This is a genomic window from Clostridium sp. FS41 (assembly GCF_000954015.1).
Classification (GTDB): Bacteria; Bacillota; Clostridia; order Lachnospirales; family Lachnospiraceae; genus Enterocloster; species Enterocloster citroniae.
Window position 1 is genome coordinate 270,200 of the sequence record NZ_JYHN01000061.1, and the last position, 15,875, is coordinate 286,074.

13 protein-coding genes are annotated in these 15,875 nt (G+C 52.8%); 7 read left to right on the forward strand and 6 right to left on the reverse strand.

Translation table 11 applies throughout. From position 1 onward, the window contains the following. The gene (locus tag CLFS41_RS15815; protein ID WP_242856883.1) at positions 1–1,344 is read right to left on the reverse strand and encodes an MATE family efflux transporter; all 1,344 of its coding nucleotides are present in this window, start codon (positions 1,342–1,344) and stop codon (positions 1–3) included. Between the two features lie 114 nt (positions 1,345–1,458). Here CLFS41_RS15815 and CLFS41_RS15820 point away from each other — a divergent pair, with 114 nt between their 5' ends. From CLFS41_RS15820 to CLFS41_RS15845, 6 genes are all read left to right on the forward strand, one after another. Next, positions 1,459–2,355, forward strand: coding sequence for a LysR family transcriptional regulator (locus CLFS41_RS15820; RefSeq protein ID WP_007861011.1), 897 nt, complete (start codon positions 1,459–1,461; stop codon positions 2,353–2,355). A gap of 65 nt (positions 2,356–2,420) precedes the next feature. Continuing rightward, complete coding sequence (locus CLFS41_RS15825) at positions 2,421–3,251, forward strand: MBL fold metallo-hydrolase (RefSeq protein ID WP_045092810.1); 831 nt, start codon at positions 2,421–2,423, stop codon at positions 3,249–3,251. 442 nt (positions 3,252–3,693) lie between these two features. Then, positions 3,694–5,643, forward strand: coding sequence for a DNA mismatch repair protein MutS (locus CLFS41_RS15830; protein WP_347468543.1), 1,950 nt, complete (start codon positions 3,694–3,696; stop codon positions 5,641–5,643). Between the two features lie 45 nt (positions 5,644–5,688). Beyond that, the gene (locus CLFS41_RS15835; protein WP_045092811.1) at positions 5,689–6,933 is read left to right on the forward strand and encodes a metallophosphoesterase; all 1,245 of its coding nucleotides are present in this window, start codon (positions 5,689–5,691) and stop codon (positions 6,931–6,933) included. Positions 6,934–7,285: 352 nt separating this feature from the next. Then, positions 7,286–9,499: a PTS transporter subunit IIABC gene (locus tag CLFS41_RS15840; protein ID WP_007861004.1), complete on the forward strand. Its 2,214-nt coding sequence runs from the start codon at positions 7,286–7,288 to the stop codon at positions 9,497–9,499. A gap of 113 nt (positions 9,500–9,612) precedes the next feature. Next, positions 9,613–10,431 (forward strand): PRD domain-containing protein, encoded by an 819-nt coding sequence (locus tag CLFS41_RS15845; protein WP_045092812.1) that lies wholly within the window; start codon positions 9,613–9,615, stop codon positions 10,429–10,431. Between the two features lie 16 nt (positions 10,432–10,447). Here the strand turns inward: CLFS41_RS15845 and CLFS41_RS15850 are convergent, their stop codons facing one another. From CLFS41_RS15850 to CLFS41_RS15870, 5 genes are all read right to left on the reverse strand, one after another. Beyond that, positions 10,448–11,329, reverse strand: a complete 882-nt coding sequence (locus CLFS41_RS15850) for a DMT family transporter (RefSeq protein ID WP_007860999.1) — start codon at positions 11,327–11,329, stop codon at positions 10,448–10,450. Continuing rightward, positions 11,319–12,185, reverse strand: a complete 867-nt coding sequence (locus CLFS41_RS15855) for an AraC family transcriptional regulator (RefSeq protein ID WP_007860997.1) — start codon at positions 12,183–12,185, stop codon at positions 11,319–11,321. The genes CLFS41_RS15850 and CLFS41_RS15855 overlap by 11 nt, the downstream gene beginning before the upstream one ends. Before the next feature lie 427 nt (positions 12,186–12,612). Beyond that, complete coding sequence (locus CLFS41_RS15860) at positions 12,613–13,557, reverse strand: ABC transporter substrate-binding protein (protein ID WP_045092813.1); 945 nt, start codon at positions 13,555–13,557, stop codon at positions 12,613–12,615. After that, the gene (locus CLFS41_RS15865) at positions 13,554–14,300 is read right to left on the reverse strand and encodes an ATP-binding cassette domain-containing protein (RefSeq protein ID WP_007860993.1); all 747 of its coding nucleotides are present in this window, start codon (positions 14,298–14,300) and stop codon (positions 13,554–13,556) included. The genes CLFS41_RS15860 and CLFS41_RS15865 overlap by 4 nt, the downstream gene beginning before the upstream one ends. After that, entirely contained in the window at positions 14,300–15,001 is a 702-nt protein-coding gene (locus CLFS41_RS15870) for a GTP-binding protein (protein WP_007860991.1), read from the reverse strand. Before CLFS41_RS15870 ends, CLFS41_RS15865 begins: the two co-directional genes overlap by 1 nt. 197 nt (positions 15,002–15,198) lie before the next feature. Between CLFS41_RS15870 and CLFS41_RS15875 the strand changes: the two genes are divergently transcribed. Further along, positions 15,199–15,861, forward strand: coding sequence for a Crp/Fnr family transcriptional regulator (locus CLFS41_RS15875; protein ID WP_007860990.1), 663 nt, complete (start codon positions 15,199–15,201; stop codon positions 15,859–15,861). Positions 15,862–15,875 lie beyond the last annotated feature (14 nt).

Below are 15,875 nucleotides of genomic sequence, written 5' to 3' on the forward strand. Positions count from 1 at the left end.
TTAGCGGCGGGCGGGGCCGGGAGATACCAGATAGACGACCCACCACAGGGAAACTGCCAGCAGCCATCCGATGCCGGTGGCCAGGGCCACGGCGTTTAACCCGGCGGATCGGACAAACAGCCATGAAAGGATAACTCTCAGGGTGATGTGCATGGTGGCTCCGATGATGGGGACCGTGACCCGTCCGTTCCCCTCAAAGTATCCCACCAGGCCATTGCCTATAAAACAAAGGACATAAAAGCAGGAGATGACTTTTAAATAGCCGGTCCCCTCTGAGAACGCTGTTCCCTGACCCGTACCCAGCATAAAGGACATGGCCAAGGATGCGGTGAGATACATGATAAGGGAGCAGAGTACGCCCATGCCTGACAGCATGGAAACGCCGGTTAGAAATCCCTTTCTGGCCCTTCCTTTGTCCCTGTTCCCTATATTCTGGGCAATGAATACCGAGACAGAGGCAGAACCGCTGTCGCCAAAGGAATTGGCAAATCCCTCGATCCTTCCTGCGGCAGTATAGGCAGCGATCACATCAGTGCCCAGGGTATTGACAGAACCCTGTACCAGCATTTTTCCGATATAAACACTGGACTGGTGGATGGCCGTCACGGAGCAGTAGGCCCATGTCCGTTTGAGAAGTGACGGGTCCACGGCGGCATCCTCACGGCAGAACATCAGGTCCGGGGCTTTGCACTTTATATAGAGAAGGCAGAGGACCACGGAAATACCCTGGGACAGGATGGTGGCCCAGGCAGCACCGGGAATCCCTGTGCCAAGTACTGCCACAAACAGCAGATCCAGTGCCAGGTTGAAGCAGACTGCAATTGCCAGAAACAGGAGGGCGGCCTTGGTATCGCCTGCCGCGCGGAGCACCGCACTGCAGAAATTATAGAGAAATGTGGCGGCCAGTCCGCCGAATATGACCATCAGGTATGTACGGGCCAGCACGGCCACTTCGCCGGGAGTACGGATCATGCGGAGTATGGGGGAAAGAAGCAGGATGCCGGACAGGCTGAGGGCAGCTGTAAACGCTGCTCCGGATACAAGGGAGGTAAAATACTCCCTTCGGAAACTCCTCTGATCCCCGCATCCGTAAAACTGGGCAAGGATAATGGATATGCCGGTGCAGAATCCATTGATGACAAACACAAACAGATTCATCACGGTACCGGACACTCCGATGGCTGCAAAGGCAGCCGGACCCGCATATCGTCCCACTACCAGGGCATCAATGGTGTTGTAAAACTGCTGCAGGATATTTCCCATAATAAGGGGAAGCGCAAGTGAAACCAGCTGTCTTTGAATGTTACCTGAGGTCAGATTCTTCATGGAAATGATTCCTTTCACCAGTTATTTTCCTTTCTTTAAGGATAAAAGGAAAATGAATGATTGTAAAATGCCTAATTTGTGGTTAAAATATAAACAAGTATTTATATTTTAACCATAAACTAGGAGGTTGGGATGACAGAACTGGAGATCGAGGCTTTTTTAGCTATTGTAAGGACCGGAAGTATTTCGGCGGCAGCCCAGAAGCTCTATGTGACCCAGCCGGCCCTCAGCCGCCGCATCCATGCCCTGGAGCAGGAGCTAGGGTACAGTCTTATGGTCCGCAAAAAGGGAGTGAGGAGCATAGAACTTACATCCCAGGGAAAGGCGTTTATTTCCCTTGCTGAAAAATGGAAAACAGTTTGGAATGAAAGCAGGGAACTGGGCAATCCGGACCGGAGCAGGACCTTTCATATCGCATCCGTGGGAAGTGTGAGCACATACCTGCTTCCAAACGTGTTGGAGCGCTTTATGGAGCTGAGACCGGACTGCTCCCTGAATTTTCATCACTGTCATTCCCTGGAGAGTTACGGTTATGTGGAGAGCGGGGAGATGGATCTGGCCCTGATCTCCGATGATATGTTTTCACACACTGTGGAGACAGTGCCTGCATTTAAGGGAAAAATGGTGTTGGCAACCCGGCAGAGCTTTGAGCACAGTCCCGGTCCCCTAAGCCTTGATCCAAAAAAAGAGATACGGCTTCCCTGGGATCCTGAATATGACTTGTGGCATGATTACTGGTTTGGTCCCCGCGTGCGCCCCAGGGTGATGCTGGACCAGATGTCACTGATGGAGTATTTTCTCCGCGAAAAAGAATGCTGGGTCATTGTTCCGGAGTACATTGCCAGGATCCTGACGGATCAGGCAAAGGACAGAGGGGGGCTGAACCTGTATGAGATGGAAGACGGTCCGCCGGAGTCTGTGATCTATTATCTGATAAAAAAGGGCCGGAGCCCTGCCCATGCGGCGGGATTCCTGGAGGTGATGAGACAGGTGCTGGAGCATCAGGAGGGAGTCACGGTTCTGATGTAAAATAGGATGTGTATGGAGAAATCCGGATGGAATAAAGTGTAATATCCGAAAGTGGAGGATGCAGATTGAAGATACGGATCGTAGTGGATAATAACACGCTCATTGACCGCTATTATGTGGGGGAACCAGCTGTTTGCTATTATATTGAGATGAATGGGAAACGGATCCTGTTTGATACGGGATACTCGGATGTGTTCCTTGCAAACGCCAAAGCCATGGATATCGATCTGAGAAGCCTGACCCATATTGTGCTGTCCCATGGCCATAATGACCACACAGGCGGACTGGCTTATTTGTTGAAATCAGACCTTCCGCCCTGGGTACGGCTGGTGGCCCATCCGGGGTGCTTTGAGGCCAAGGCAGTGGAACATGAGCCGGTGGGTGCTCCCGTCTCCCTTGGGGATATTGAGAACAGGTTTCAATACATACCTGCCGTTCAGCCATGGGATCTGTCAGAAGGCGGACAGGACTGCGTGTTCCTGGGACAGATACCCAGGAAGCTTGAATTTGAGGGCCGGGACGAGATCGGATTGCGCAGGTGCGCGAATGGATGGCAGGGGGACCGGCTGGAGGATGATTCGGCCCTGGTGTGCAGGCTGAAGGACGGGCTGTTTATTGTCACAGGGTGTTCCCACAGCGGGGTATGCAATATTGTGGATTACGCAAGGAACGTGTGCAGAGAATCCAGGATTGTGGGGATACTGGGCGGATTTCATCTCTTTGATGTGGATAACCGGCTGGATAAGACCATTGAATTCATGAAAAAGGCACGGGTGGGAACCGTGTATCCCTGCCACTGCGTGTCCCTAAAGGCAAAGGCCAGGATGATGGAGCGGCTTTTGGTGGAGGAAGTGGGGGTTGGAACGGAAATTTGTCTGGAAGAAATTACTGCTTGACCTTTTTGCCATGATCTGATATTATCTGTACCATAAAGAGTTTGAAAGCGAGGCGTTTTTTTGTTAATTGTGTCTGTTTGTGGAAGATAATGAATCTATGGTGTACAAAGCAGGCTGCGGTCCCATTGTGGATACGGGCATTGTTTTTGTACCTTTATCCATGACAGATGACCATATAGAGTGGCGGCGTGTCTGACAGCAATGTTTGGACATGCCTTAGAACGTACCTATGTGACACAGCCTGTTGGTGGATGTCCATGGGTTTTTTATTTTCCATTTTTATTCTGTAATTGTTTAGGACATCTGATGTGAAAATAGGTGCAAAAACGGACTTATAAGCAAGCTTGGCGCCGCCTTTGCACTCATTTTTCCGCTGTCCTGAACTGTTACTTTATTTTCTTGAACCGTATAACTGAAAGAATAGAAGGGAAAGACAGATACAATGACAGCTGTAATCAATCAAACATTTGAAGCATTAGCATTCACAGAGATATTAAAACAATTGGAGGAATATGCCAACTCTCCCATGGCAAAGGAGCGCATAAGGGCTTTGAGCCCATACCTGGAGGAGGGGGAGCTTCGCAGACAGATGAGGGATACCACCCAGGCCAGACAGATGCTGGATCTGCTGGGAAATCCGCCCCTTCCCATGATGGAGCAGGCAGAACATTTACTGGAAAAGGCGGTTCTTGGCGAACTGCTGCTGGCAGAGGAGATGGAGGAGATCGGGCTGTTCCTCACCGCGGTGGGCAGAATGCAGTCATATCTGGAACGGGGCAGGGAGCACCGCATCCCGGCTGCCTATTACAGCGATAACCTGATGCCTTTGACGGAACTCAGGGAGGAGATCCAGAGATCCATCCGCGGCGGAAGGATTGACGACCATGCTTCAGGCACTCTCAGGGATATCCGCAGGGAACTGTCGGTCCTGGAGGAAAAGATAAAGGAAAAGGCAGAGTCCTTGCTGAAATCACAGAAAAAATACATGACGGAAGGGTTTGTGGTTACAAGAAACCACAGGCTGTGTCTGCCGGTAAAGCGGGAATATAAATCCATGATCCCGGGCAGTGTGGTGGACAGTTCCTCCACCGGTGCAACTGTGTTCATTGAGCCACAGGCCGTGGCCAGGCTCCAGGACGAATATGATACGCTGAAGATAGAGGAGGACTGTGAAGAGCGGAAAATCCTCTATACCCTCATGGACCTGATCGCAAATGAGGAGGAAGCCCTAAAAGGCAACCTGGATACCTTGGCTAAACTGGATTTTATCTTTGCAAAGGGCAAGCTCAGCGCGCAGATGGACGCCAGGGAACCGCTGGTCAACACAGAGGGGCGTATCTGCCTGAGGGACGCCAGGCATCCCCTTCTCCCGCCGGAAACCAACGTGCCCCTGCAGTTTGAGATGGGCGGGGAAAGCCGTGGAATGATCATAACCGGACCCAATACGGGGGGGAAGACGGTTGCCATTAAAACAGTAGGGCTTTTTACGCTGATGGCGGGGTGCGGCCTGCACCTGCCTTGTTCCTATGGGGATGTGGCCATGAGGAATCAGATCCTGTGTGACATTGGCGACGGGCAGAACATGGAGGACAATCTTTCCACGTTTTCAGCCCATATAACCAATGTGCTGGACATACTGCGCCGGGCCACCGGAGACAGCCTTGTGATCCTGGATGAACTGGGGTCCGGCACCGACCCGGCAGAGGGCATGGGGATTGCCATTGCCATATTGGAGGAACTGCGCCATCGGGGCTGCCTGTACCTGGTAACCACCCATTATCCCGAGGTGAAATCCTATGCCAGGAGACATGGGGAGATCATCAGCGCCAGGATGGCATTTGACAGGGAAAATCTGAAGCCGCTTTATGGGCTGGAGATGGGAAAATCGGGGGACAGCTGTGCTCTTTATATTGCAAAACGTCTTGGAATGCCGGCCCATATGCTGAAAGTGGCGGCGGGAGAGGCGTACGGCCAGGTAAAGGAGAGCCTGAATAAAGAATTGGACCTGGAACACCCGGGCGGGGAAGAACTGGAGAGGATCTATGTGCCCGGGATTACACCCATTAAAAGAAAGACGGAATCAAAGGATGTGTCCGGTGTTTTTTCACGGGGAGACAGCGTAAGCGTGGAATCCACCGGGGAACCGGGAATCGTGGTAAAGCCGGCAGATCTGATGGGAAATGTTCTGGTACAGGTCAAGGGAGAAAAGCGTATGGTGAACTATAAGCGTTTAAAACTCAGGGTAAAGGCTTCCCAGCTGTATCCTGAGGACTATGATTTCTCCATTATCTTTGACAGTGTTAAGACCAGGAAAGCCAGACATGATATGGACAGGAAGTACCAGAAGGATCTGGAGATACAGGTGGAGGATTATAAAACCGGTAAGCAGTGAGGGGCAGCGGAGACGGGACTTCACTAAAGGAGGCTGGAAGTACGTATGATATGGATAGGGATTCTCATTGGGGTGCTGGCAGTGATCGGCGTGTATTTTTATGTTTATTTCAGGCGTATGATCGGCTGGCTGAGGAAAAAGAAAGGGGATACGGCCACACGACTGCTGTCAGGCTTCTGCGCAGGCGGGGCAGCGCTTCTAACCCTTAATATGCGCAGTATCTGGGCAATTGTGATGCTGCATTTGTTTGGTTTTGCCCTTTGCATGGAGCTGGTGCATGCTGTTATCCGATGGCTGACAGGCCGTCATATGGGAGAACGCAGGCCGGCGGGCCGTCATATGGGAGAACGCAGGCCGGCGGGCCGTCATAGGGGAAGACGCAGGACGGCAGACCGGCAGATGAGCGGCCGCCGGAAGACTGCCTTAGGGGAAGAAAACAGCCCGGACAGATGGGACGGTCTTTACCGCTGCGGGATTATTCCGATCCTGTGCACTGCCCTGACGGTGGGATACGGGTACTGGAATATGAACCATGTGATCCGGACCGATTACCGCATAAAAACAGAGAAAGACATCAGAGACCAGGGATATGTGATCGCCCTGGTTTCCGACCTGCATTACGGCACCACTATGGGAGCAAAAAAGCTTCGGGAGTATGCGGATATCATTCAGGACGCTTCAGCGGATATGGTGGTTCTGTGCGGGGATATGGTGGATGAGGGGACCACCAGGGAGCAGATGGAGGAAGCCATGGGAATCCTTGGTTCCATCCAAAGTCCCATGGGTACATTTTTTGTTCATGGAAACCATGACAAAACACGCTATGCAGGCAATCCGAATTTTACCGCAGAGCAGTTGGAGGACGCGGTCAGGAACGCCGGGATCCGGATCCTGGCCGACCAGAAGGCGGAACTTCCCGGCGGACTTCAGGTGGTTGGGCGGGATGACCGTTCATTCCCAAGGGGAGGGAGGAGAAAGAGCATAGAGGAACTGACAGAAGATATGAATCAGGACAAGTTCATCCTTTTGCTGGATCACCAGCCCTGTGAACTGGAGGCAGCAGACCGTGCCGGCTGCGACCTGATGCTGTCCGGCCATACCCATGCGGGGCAGATCTGGCCATCCGGCCTTATCAGCCAGGGGACGGGGATGGTGGAGTTGAACTATGGATACCGCATGATGAACCATCTGCAGGTAATCGTATCCTCGGGGATTGCCGGCTGGGCATATCCTGTGCGTACCAGCAAACACTGTGAGTATGTGATTGTCACGGTGGAAAGGGCTGAGTAACGAACACGCAGCATTTGGTGAAGATGTACAAAAACATACAAGGATTTTGTTGCACAATTCTCATTGACATTTTGATAGGATATTGTTTATACTAAATGCGCAATTAAAAAGAGAGCGTGTTACTGGTAATGCAGGCATTAACTATGAAAGAACATTGGAAGCAGTGTTCTTTATGGTTAATGCCTTTTTTGCATGTGCGGATCATGTGATGTGTATGGGTAATGCTTTGTGTGGTCAATACTGTACATATCGGGTGCCGCCCATACTGCCGGCAGCAGGAAGGTTATGGCTGATGCCTGTATGATCAGGACACGGAATAAAGAAAGAATGAAAAAAGACAGGAGAATGGAAAATGAAAGACAGGATATTTGGTGTACTTCAGCGGGTGGGCCGCAGCTTTATGCTTCCCATTGCAGTACTGCCCGTGGCCGGGCTGCTTTTGGGGATCGGCAGTTCTTTTACCAATGAGACAACCATTGCAACCTATGGACTGCAGGGAATCTTGGGAAGCGGAACCATGTTAAACGCTCTTTTGGTTATTATGAGCAAGGCCGGAAGCGTTATTTTTGACAACCTGCCCATTATCTTTGCGGTGGGAGTTGCCATTGGTATGGCAAAGGCGGAGAAAGAGGTGGCAGCCCTTTCAGCCATGATCGCATTTCTGGTTATGCACGTATCCATCAATGGGGTGCTTACCATCACGGGCAAGGTATTGCCGGACGGAAGTGTTGCGGCGGATGTGCTGGAGGGAACGGTTGCCAGCGTGTTTGGGATGCAGACGCTCCAGATGGGGGTGTTCGGAGGCATTATCGTGGGCCTGGGTGTGGCGGCGCTTCACAACAGGTATCACAAGATCGTGCTCCCAAATGCACTTTCCTTCTTTGGCGGTTCCAGGTTCATACCCATTATCTCCACCGTGGTATATGTGGGAGTGGGAATCCTTATGTATTTTATATGGCCGGCCGTACAGAACGGGATCTATGCCCTGGGAGGCCTGGTAACGGGGACCGGTTATCTGGGAACCCTGATCTTCGGAATCGTCAAGCGCTCCCTGATCCCCTTTGGACTGCACCATGTGTTCTATATGCCCTTCTGGCAGACCGCCGTGGGGGGTACCATGGTGGTGGACGGGAATCTGATCCAGGGCGGGCAGAATATATTCTTTGCCCAGCTGGCATCCCCGGATGTGGTACATTTCAGTGCGGACGCAACACGGTACTTTTCCGGTGAGTTTATTTTTATGATATTCGGCCTGCCGGGCGCTGCCCTTGCCATGTACAGATGCGCAAAGCCGGAGCGGAAAAAGGCAGCGGGCGGGCTTCTGCTCTCAGCGGCCCTGACCTGTATGCTCACCGGTATCACGGAGCCCATTGAATTTTCTTTCCTGTTTGTAGCGCCCATGCTGTTTGTAGTGCAGGTGATCCTGGCCGGAAGCGCGTATATGATCGCCCATATCCTGAACATCGCGGTGGGGCTGACATTTTCAGGAGGCTTCCTGGACCTGCTCATATTCGGCATCCTTCAGGGAAATGCAAAGACCAGCTGGATAAGGATCCTGCCTGTGGGCGTGATCTATTTCCTTTTATATTATTTTATCTTCAGTTTCCTGATCAAGAAGTTTGACCTGAAGACACCGGGCAGGGAGGAAGAAGATGAGGAGACAAAGCTGTACACCAAAGCGGACGTCAATGCCAGAAAGTCTGCAGGTGCAGGGGATGGCGGCAAAGCCGGAGAGGATGAGGACCAGGCCAGCGCAGCCATTGCAAGAGGTCTGGGAGGAGCCGGTAATATCACTTCTGTGGACTGCTGTGCCACCCGTCTGCGGTGCTCTGTGGATACCCCGGAGCTGGTGAATGAGAAGCTGTTAAAGGCCACCGGAGCGGTGGGAGTAATCAAAAAGGGCCAGGGCATACAGGTGATCTACGGGCCTAACGTGACGGTGATCAAAGCCAATCTGGAGCATTATCTGGAGCATGCGCCAAAGATAAAGGAGACGGCTCTTTACGGCGGCAGTGAAAACAATGGCGGTAAGGACAGCGTGAAGCATGACGGGGAAGGCGGCAGCCCGGACCGGACGCCGGATGCAGGCCCTGATCAGGACAACATTCCACACACAGGCCGCCGCATTCTTCTTTCTCCATTTAACGGAACAGCGGCCCCCATTACGGAGGCTCCGGATGAGGCATTTGCCAGCAGGGCCATGGGGGATGGATACATGGTCATTCCCTCGGACGGCCAGGTGGTAGCCCCCGAGGACTGTGAGGTGGTGTTTGTGTTCCCGTCCAAGCATGCCATTGGCCTTAGGAATGCCCAGGGCATGGAGTATCTGATCCATGTGGGCGTGGATACGGTAAAACTTGACGGCAAGGGATTTGAAACCTTTGTCACGGACGGACAAAAGGTGGAAAAGGGCCATAAGCTGATGGAGTTTGACCTGGAATTTATCAGGAAACACGCGGCTTCAGACGCATGTATGACAGTGTTTACCGGCCTGAAGGAAGGGCAGGAGATCCACATGGAAAAAACTGGAGATGTAAAGGCACTGGAAGAAATCGCCTGGTACTGATGGCCAGATCATAAAAATCCTTCCTGCAAGTAGATGTTTTCATGGATTTTATGTATAATGGAAGCTGAGATGAGTACGAAATAAAAGGATCGGTCCTGTCAGGGAGGATTTTTATGTACCGAGTAATAAAGGTTTTAAATAATAATGGATTATTGGTTCTGGACGGGGAATCCGGCCGGGAAGTCATTCTTCTGGGAAACGGCATTGGATTTGGGCATAAGACCGGTGAGCGGATGGAATCTCCCGGGGAGGCGAAGCGGTATGAGCTGGTGAGCAGACAGGCATCGGCCCTGCAGCAGGTGAACAGCATAGACCCTGTGTTCATTGAGGCTGCGGGCAGGATCATTGAGGCGGCCGAGTCTGCCATGGGTCCTTTAAGCCACGATATCCTGATCCCCATGGCGGACCATATTGCCCTGGCCGTAAGCCGGGCAAGGGAGAACAGGGAGCTGCCCAATCCCTTTAAGTATGATATAAAGGCGCTCTTTGCCGGGGAATACCAGGCCGCCACGGAGGGAATCGGGATCATAAAGGAACTGACAGGAGTCAGTATATCCGAGGATGAGGTGGGGTATATTACCCTGCACATCCACGCCGGGCTTTCCAGGGAGAATGTGGCAGCAGCCATGGAGGTCGCCAGGCTGGTGCAGGACAGCATCCGTTTGATTGAGAAAGAGATGGACTTCGGCCTGGCTTCGGACACCCTGGGATATAACCGGCTTGTGAGCCATATCCGCTATATGATAGCCCGGACAAGAAAAGGGGAGCGGGCCAATCTGGATATGGAGGACTATGCAAAGAAAAGTTTCCCCAGGACCTATGAGGCGGCAGACCATGTCTGCCAAAATATGGAACAGCGTCTGGGCGTTAAAGTGGCGCCGGAGGAGAGGGGATTTCTGGCCATACATATCCAGCGGGTCATGCAGGCGTAGAAGCTGACTGCGCGCTCTAGGACCTGCGCTCCGACAAAAAGAGTCCTGCCAGCGTGAGCAGGATGCCGCAGACAGCGGTTATGGTCACGGGCTCTTTTAATATGATGGCGGAGCTGACCGTGGTAATGACCGGAACCATGTAGATATACACGCTGGTCCTTACGGAACCCAGCAGCTTTACGGCCAGGTTCCAGGTGACAAAGCACAGGGCGGATGCGCCCAGCCCCAGGAACAAAAGGTTGCAGAGGTTCAGGGGATTTATGATCCGGTCCAGGGTAACATGAAAGTCCATGATTAGGATTGCGGGAACCATGAATAAAATTCCATAAAAGAATGTGCGCCTTGTGGTCTGTATCGTGCCGTAGCCAAGGGCGCTTATTTTTTTTGTCAGGGTGGAATAGACGGCCCATATGACAGCGGCAGCCACTGCCAGGACATCACCCACGGGGTTGATGGACAGGGCCGCGCTGCTTCCGAAGCTGATGAAGCAGATGCCTGCCATGGCCAGAAGAAAGCCTGTAAAAAAGCGCTTTCCCGGCCTGGATCCGCCCAGGAACAGGCAGTTGAGGATCGCTGTAAAAAAGGGTGCAATGCTGATGATGACGCCCACGTTGGATGCCAGTGTAAAGGTGAGGGCGATATTTTCCAGAAGATAGTACATGGTGATGCCGCAGAGGCCTGCTGCTGCAAAGAGATATTCCTGTTTCCGGGAATCCAGGACAAGGTTTCCGGGACACACCATCCACAGGGCCAGGTATCCGATGATAAAACGGATAAACAGGATCTCCACAGGGGAAAAGGATCTTAAAAGCACCTTGGTGGAAATAAAGGTGGTCCCCCAGATCAGGATGGTGACAAATGCGGCCAGATGGCCGGCGGGTGTTTTTTCATAGTTCATGACGCGGCTCCTTTTCCGGCTTGGCCGGTTCTGATGGATCTGAAAATATTTTTTGATATTGTCTGGGTGTCAGCCCGATGAATTCCTTAAAAAAGTTGGTAAAGTGGCTCTGGTCCGAAAAGCCTGCCATGGCAGCAGCGTCCACGGGCGGGATCCCCTGCTCCAGGAAATGCTTGGCCTTGTCCAGGCGTATGGTCTGGAGATAACGGTAGGGGGAGACGCCCACCTGTTTGGTAAAAGACCGCAGCAGGTAGGATTTGCCGAAGGTAGTCATCTCAGTAAGCTCATCCAGGGAGATATTTTCTGAGAAATGCTCCTCCATATAAGTACACAGGGACTGGATCTGCGGGTTGGGACGGGATACGGCTTCCTCATCAAAGGGGGAGGCGTATTCCTGAAGGACCTGTTCCAGAAGAAAGAACATGGTCTCTTCCTTTTCAAACCTGGCCGCATGCCTGAGAATGGAATCATAAAGAGTGGCCACGGACCGGGCGATCTCGCTTCGGTAAACCACATTTTGTGTGAAATAAGGTTTAAAGTCTTTTCCGGTGATCTCCTTAACAAACCGCTCCATCACCTGGGGATTGATGTTCACGGCACGGTAATCCAGGGGCTCCCCGTCCAGCGGTCCGCAGCAGTGGTTGTCCCTGGGATTAAACAGAAGCAGATCCCCGGTACTCACATCATATTCCTGGTTCTTGCACCAGAGATGACGCTTTCCTCCCTCAATAAACCCAATGACGTAGAAATCATGAAAATGGTTGGGGAATTTCTGTACGATTCCGCTCAGCTGATAGGCTTCTATTTCCAAGTCGCGGTCATAGTGCACATGGCGCTGTTCTTGTTCCTGTAACATTTGATGTTCCTCCTGACGTAATCTGATCTGCTGTGAATACTGGCGCTATGGGCTATGATGAGTGTCCCGCAGCTTCAGGCAGTGTCCCGCGGCTATGACGGGGGGTATCATGGCTATGGCGGGCGTATCACGGCTACGGGTAAGTGTATCACGGTTTGGACGGGATTTCTTGTATGATATGACACTTGTATGTTGAATCCGCCTTGGCCGATGGGGGACAGCCCAGGCCGTTGGATTGTATAAAAAAGGGATGCCCGGGGCATCCGGGAATCCCTTTTTGTGGCTGCTGTTATGTTGACGATACCGTAGATCATGCACCAGAGCGTGGCTGAACATTGGGTTCTGACAGCTGTACCTTCCGCCATTGTTCCATTGTACCAGAATTTTCTGTATTATGCCAGCTTGGTCCCGGGCGGCGAAACTATCTTCAGGCCGATGTCGCTGTCTCCGTGCCCAGGCAGTTTCGATACAGCTCATAAAAGGATCCGGCGGTCAGGGTTTCCAGGAAGCCGGGAGAGGGAAGGCGCAGGAGACCTGAATCAGACATCCAGATATCCTTGGGACTTTGGGGACTGCAGCTGATCAGGCAGCCGTTATTCACATAGAAATGACTGATCTGCGGAGCCCGGAGCGCATTGATCACAGTTAAGGCGGCATCCTCCGGTATGGTCTTCCTGGCGCATATGTATGAGGGCACGGCCACGGCTCCGTCTGCGGGCCAGAATGCCTTTTTTTGCCTGCCGTCCGCACGGAGCGCATACACGGAGGGGACTAGTGCCAGGGCGGCTTCCCCTGTCCGCACACTCTGAAATGCCTGTATGGGCATGTGGGTCACGGTGCAGTTGGACAGAAAACGTCTGGCATTGTCCGGTCCGCAGGATTCCCAGATGGTCTTTACCACGGTCTTGGCCGCGGAATTTTCCACACCCCCAAAGGTCAGAGGGTATCCCTCCTTTACCAGCTGGTCCAGGCAGATGGAATCGCTGCCTCCGAATTTACGGCTGTCCGCAAAAAACACCAGGGGGATTGCCAAATAGGGCAGGAGGCAGTCACTGCGGTGCAGCCGGCGGACACATTCCGCCTGTTTTACAGGCAGGCAGTTCGCCAGGGGGTGCAGGCCTGACTCTGCGAGACGGATGTAGATCCTCTGGTCCTCAAAGACCTCCAAATCAGCGGACACCACAATATCGGGAAGGATTGCTTCCGGCTCCATCAGGTATTCGGACATATGGTGGGAATATCCCAGACCAAAACAGCGGACATTGAGGTCAATCCCCTTTTGTCTGAGATCGGACCGGATCCGGTCTAAAAAAACAAGCTCCTGCCTGTGCAGGATACAGATATTATTCCAGTAGAGTTGGATCTTGATCATATAAGGGTTTCTCCTTTCCGCAGTCTGGACTGCAGGAGCATCTGCTCCTCATACACCTGGTCCAGACGAGCAAACAGCCGGGTCTCCTCAGGGGTGCGTGCAAGCACGGCCCGGACAGCCCCGTTATCCATAATGATCCTTTTGCGGGCCATCAGGGCCGTGTGCGGGTCATGGGTGACGATGAGCACCAGCTTTTTACTGTTTGTGAGCAGGTGCAGGGCTTTTTTCTTGTCGATCCCGGCATTTTCTATTTCATCGATCAGTATTACCGGACTGTCACACACCAGCGCAATGTCGGCAATCATCAGTGCCCGGCTCTGCCCCCCGCTGAGCAGGTTCAGGTGGTCAGAGGAAAACACAGGTTCCGGTGTGATGGTATTGGCCATGTCCAGAATTTGTTTGGGCATCAGGCCGGTTTGATCCCGGCAGCGGCAGTGAAGAGCCAGAAAGTCCATCACCGTCAGGTCCAGCACAAACCGCATACTCTGGGAGAGATGGGCCACAAGCCGGCCGGAGACGGACTGGCGGCTTCCAAATGGCACGGCTTTGCCGTCTAAGAGGATACGCCTTCCGGTTGGGGATTCCCCGTTTACCAGCTGTTCGATATCCTTGATCAGTCTGCTTTTGCCTGACCCCGTGTTGCCTGCCACCGCGCACAGATCTCCGGGTCCCAGGACCAAAGGGGCAAATGCTTCCGGCCTTTGATCCTTTCCGCGGCCGGGATGGATGGTTAACTGGTTCATCACAATACCTCCTGAAAGTCGATTTTCCCCACCACACCCTGCTGGAAGGAGCTGCCCACCCTCTGTTCCCCTACGCAGTAGGAGCAGACACCGGCCGGCATGGTGTGGCGCAGGCAGTCATGTTCAAAGCCCGCGCTGTCAGGAAGGGACAGCAGCCAGTCCCCCAGGAATTCTACACCGTAGCCTGCCAGTGCATCCACGGGAAAGATCCTGGCGCCTGGATTCAGCTCCTTCAGGTTCCAGTGTATGATCTCCAGTTCAGCCTGGGATACCATATCGGTTTTGGTTGGGACGATAAAATCCGCCTGAAGCAGCATGGGACCCAGCTGCCCGGGAGCGCGGCAGCTGGCCGTGCAGTCCAGGATGCAGCCTGCAATGGAATGAACCGTGGCAGGGGAGCACCGGTGGCAGAGACCGGCTGTCTCAATAAAGAGAAGACTGCAGTTTTGCCGGTCGGCATAATCCCACAGTTCCGGCAGATTGGACACCAGAAAGTGGTCGGGACAGATGTCCCGGCTGATTCCTGAGACTGCCGGGATCCCCATGCTTTGATAGAGCGCTGCATCCTCTGTCATCAGGCAGTCGATCTTGCAGACCATGGGGGATTCCCCTTTCTCCCGCATATAGGGAAGGAGGGTGCGGAGCACGGACGTCTTTCCCACAGCAGATGAGCCGGAGAAAAGAATGGTTTTCTGGGGCATGTCAGGTACCTTCTTTCATTTTTAATTGGAAAACAGCATACCAGAAGGCATGGATTCCGTCAGTATCAGGTGAGACCTTATAGAGAATTTTTTTTCTTGATATTTAAATGGCGGTATGTTACTATTTTGGTTAGTTTAAACTAATTAGAGTAAATCATAACTAACCCATATCGCACTCTATAAGGAGGGGAGGACCAATGTGCCAGGAAGAAATCCAGGAGGCGGTTTGTGCCTCTTCCCTGCTCCGTGACAGCGGGCTTTCCGCTGACTGTATGAAGGTGAGGAAATGTCACAAAGGGCAGATCATCAGTGACAGGCAGAAAGGGCAGGAAATTCTGGGACTCGTTGTTTCGGGCCGGGTGGATGTGTACAGCATTGCCCTGGACGGGCGCGAGATCCTGCTTTCGCAGTTAAAAAGAGGGGATTGCTTCGGGATCATCAACCTGTTTACGGATACGGAGCTTCCCACGGTCTTAAGATGCCGCAGCGACACCACGCTTTTGATGATCCCAAAATCAAAGCTGATCGAGGCAATGGAAGCCAACGGATCCCTGGCGATCCGCTATGCGGGCGTCTGTAATCGGAAAATGCAGTTCTTGATCCGCCGCATTGAATTTCTTACAATGCAGTCGGGCAGGAAAAAGCTGATTCAATACCTGCTGATGCAGCCGGAATGCCATGGGGAAGTATGTCTGGAGGAATCCAGGGAGGAACTGGCATCCGTACTGGGAATCAGCCGCGCTTCCTTGTTCAGGGAGCTGGCCCTGCTCCAGAACCGGGAACTGATCAGCCAGGAGCACGGGAGGATCAGGATATTGGACCGGAAGGAACTGGAAGACATACTGTATTGCTGCAGCTGACCTGCAAAGATGTT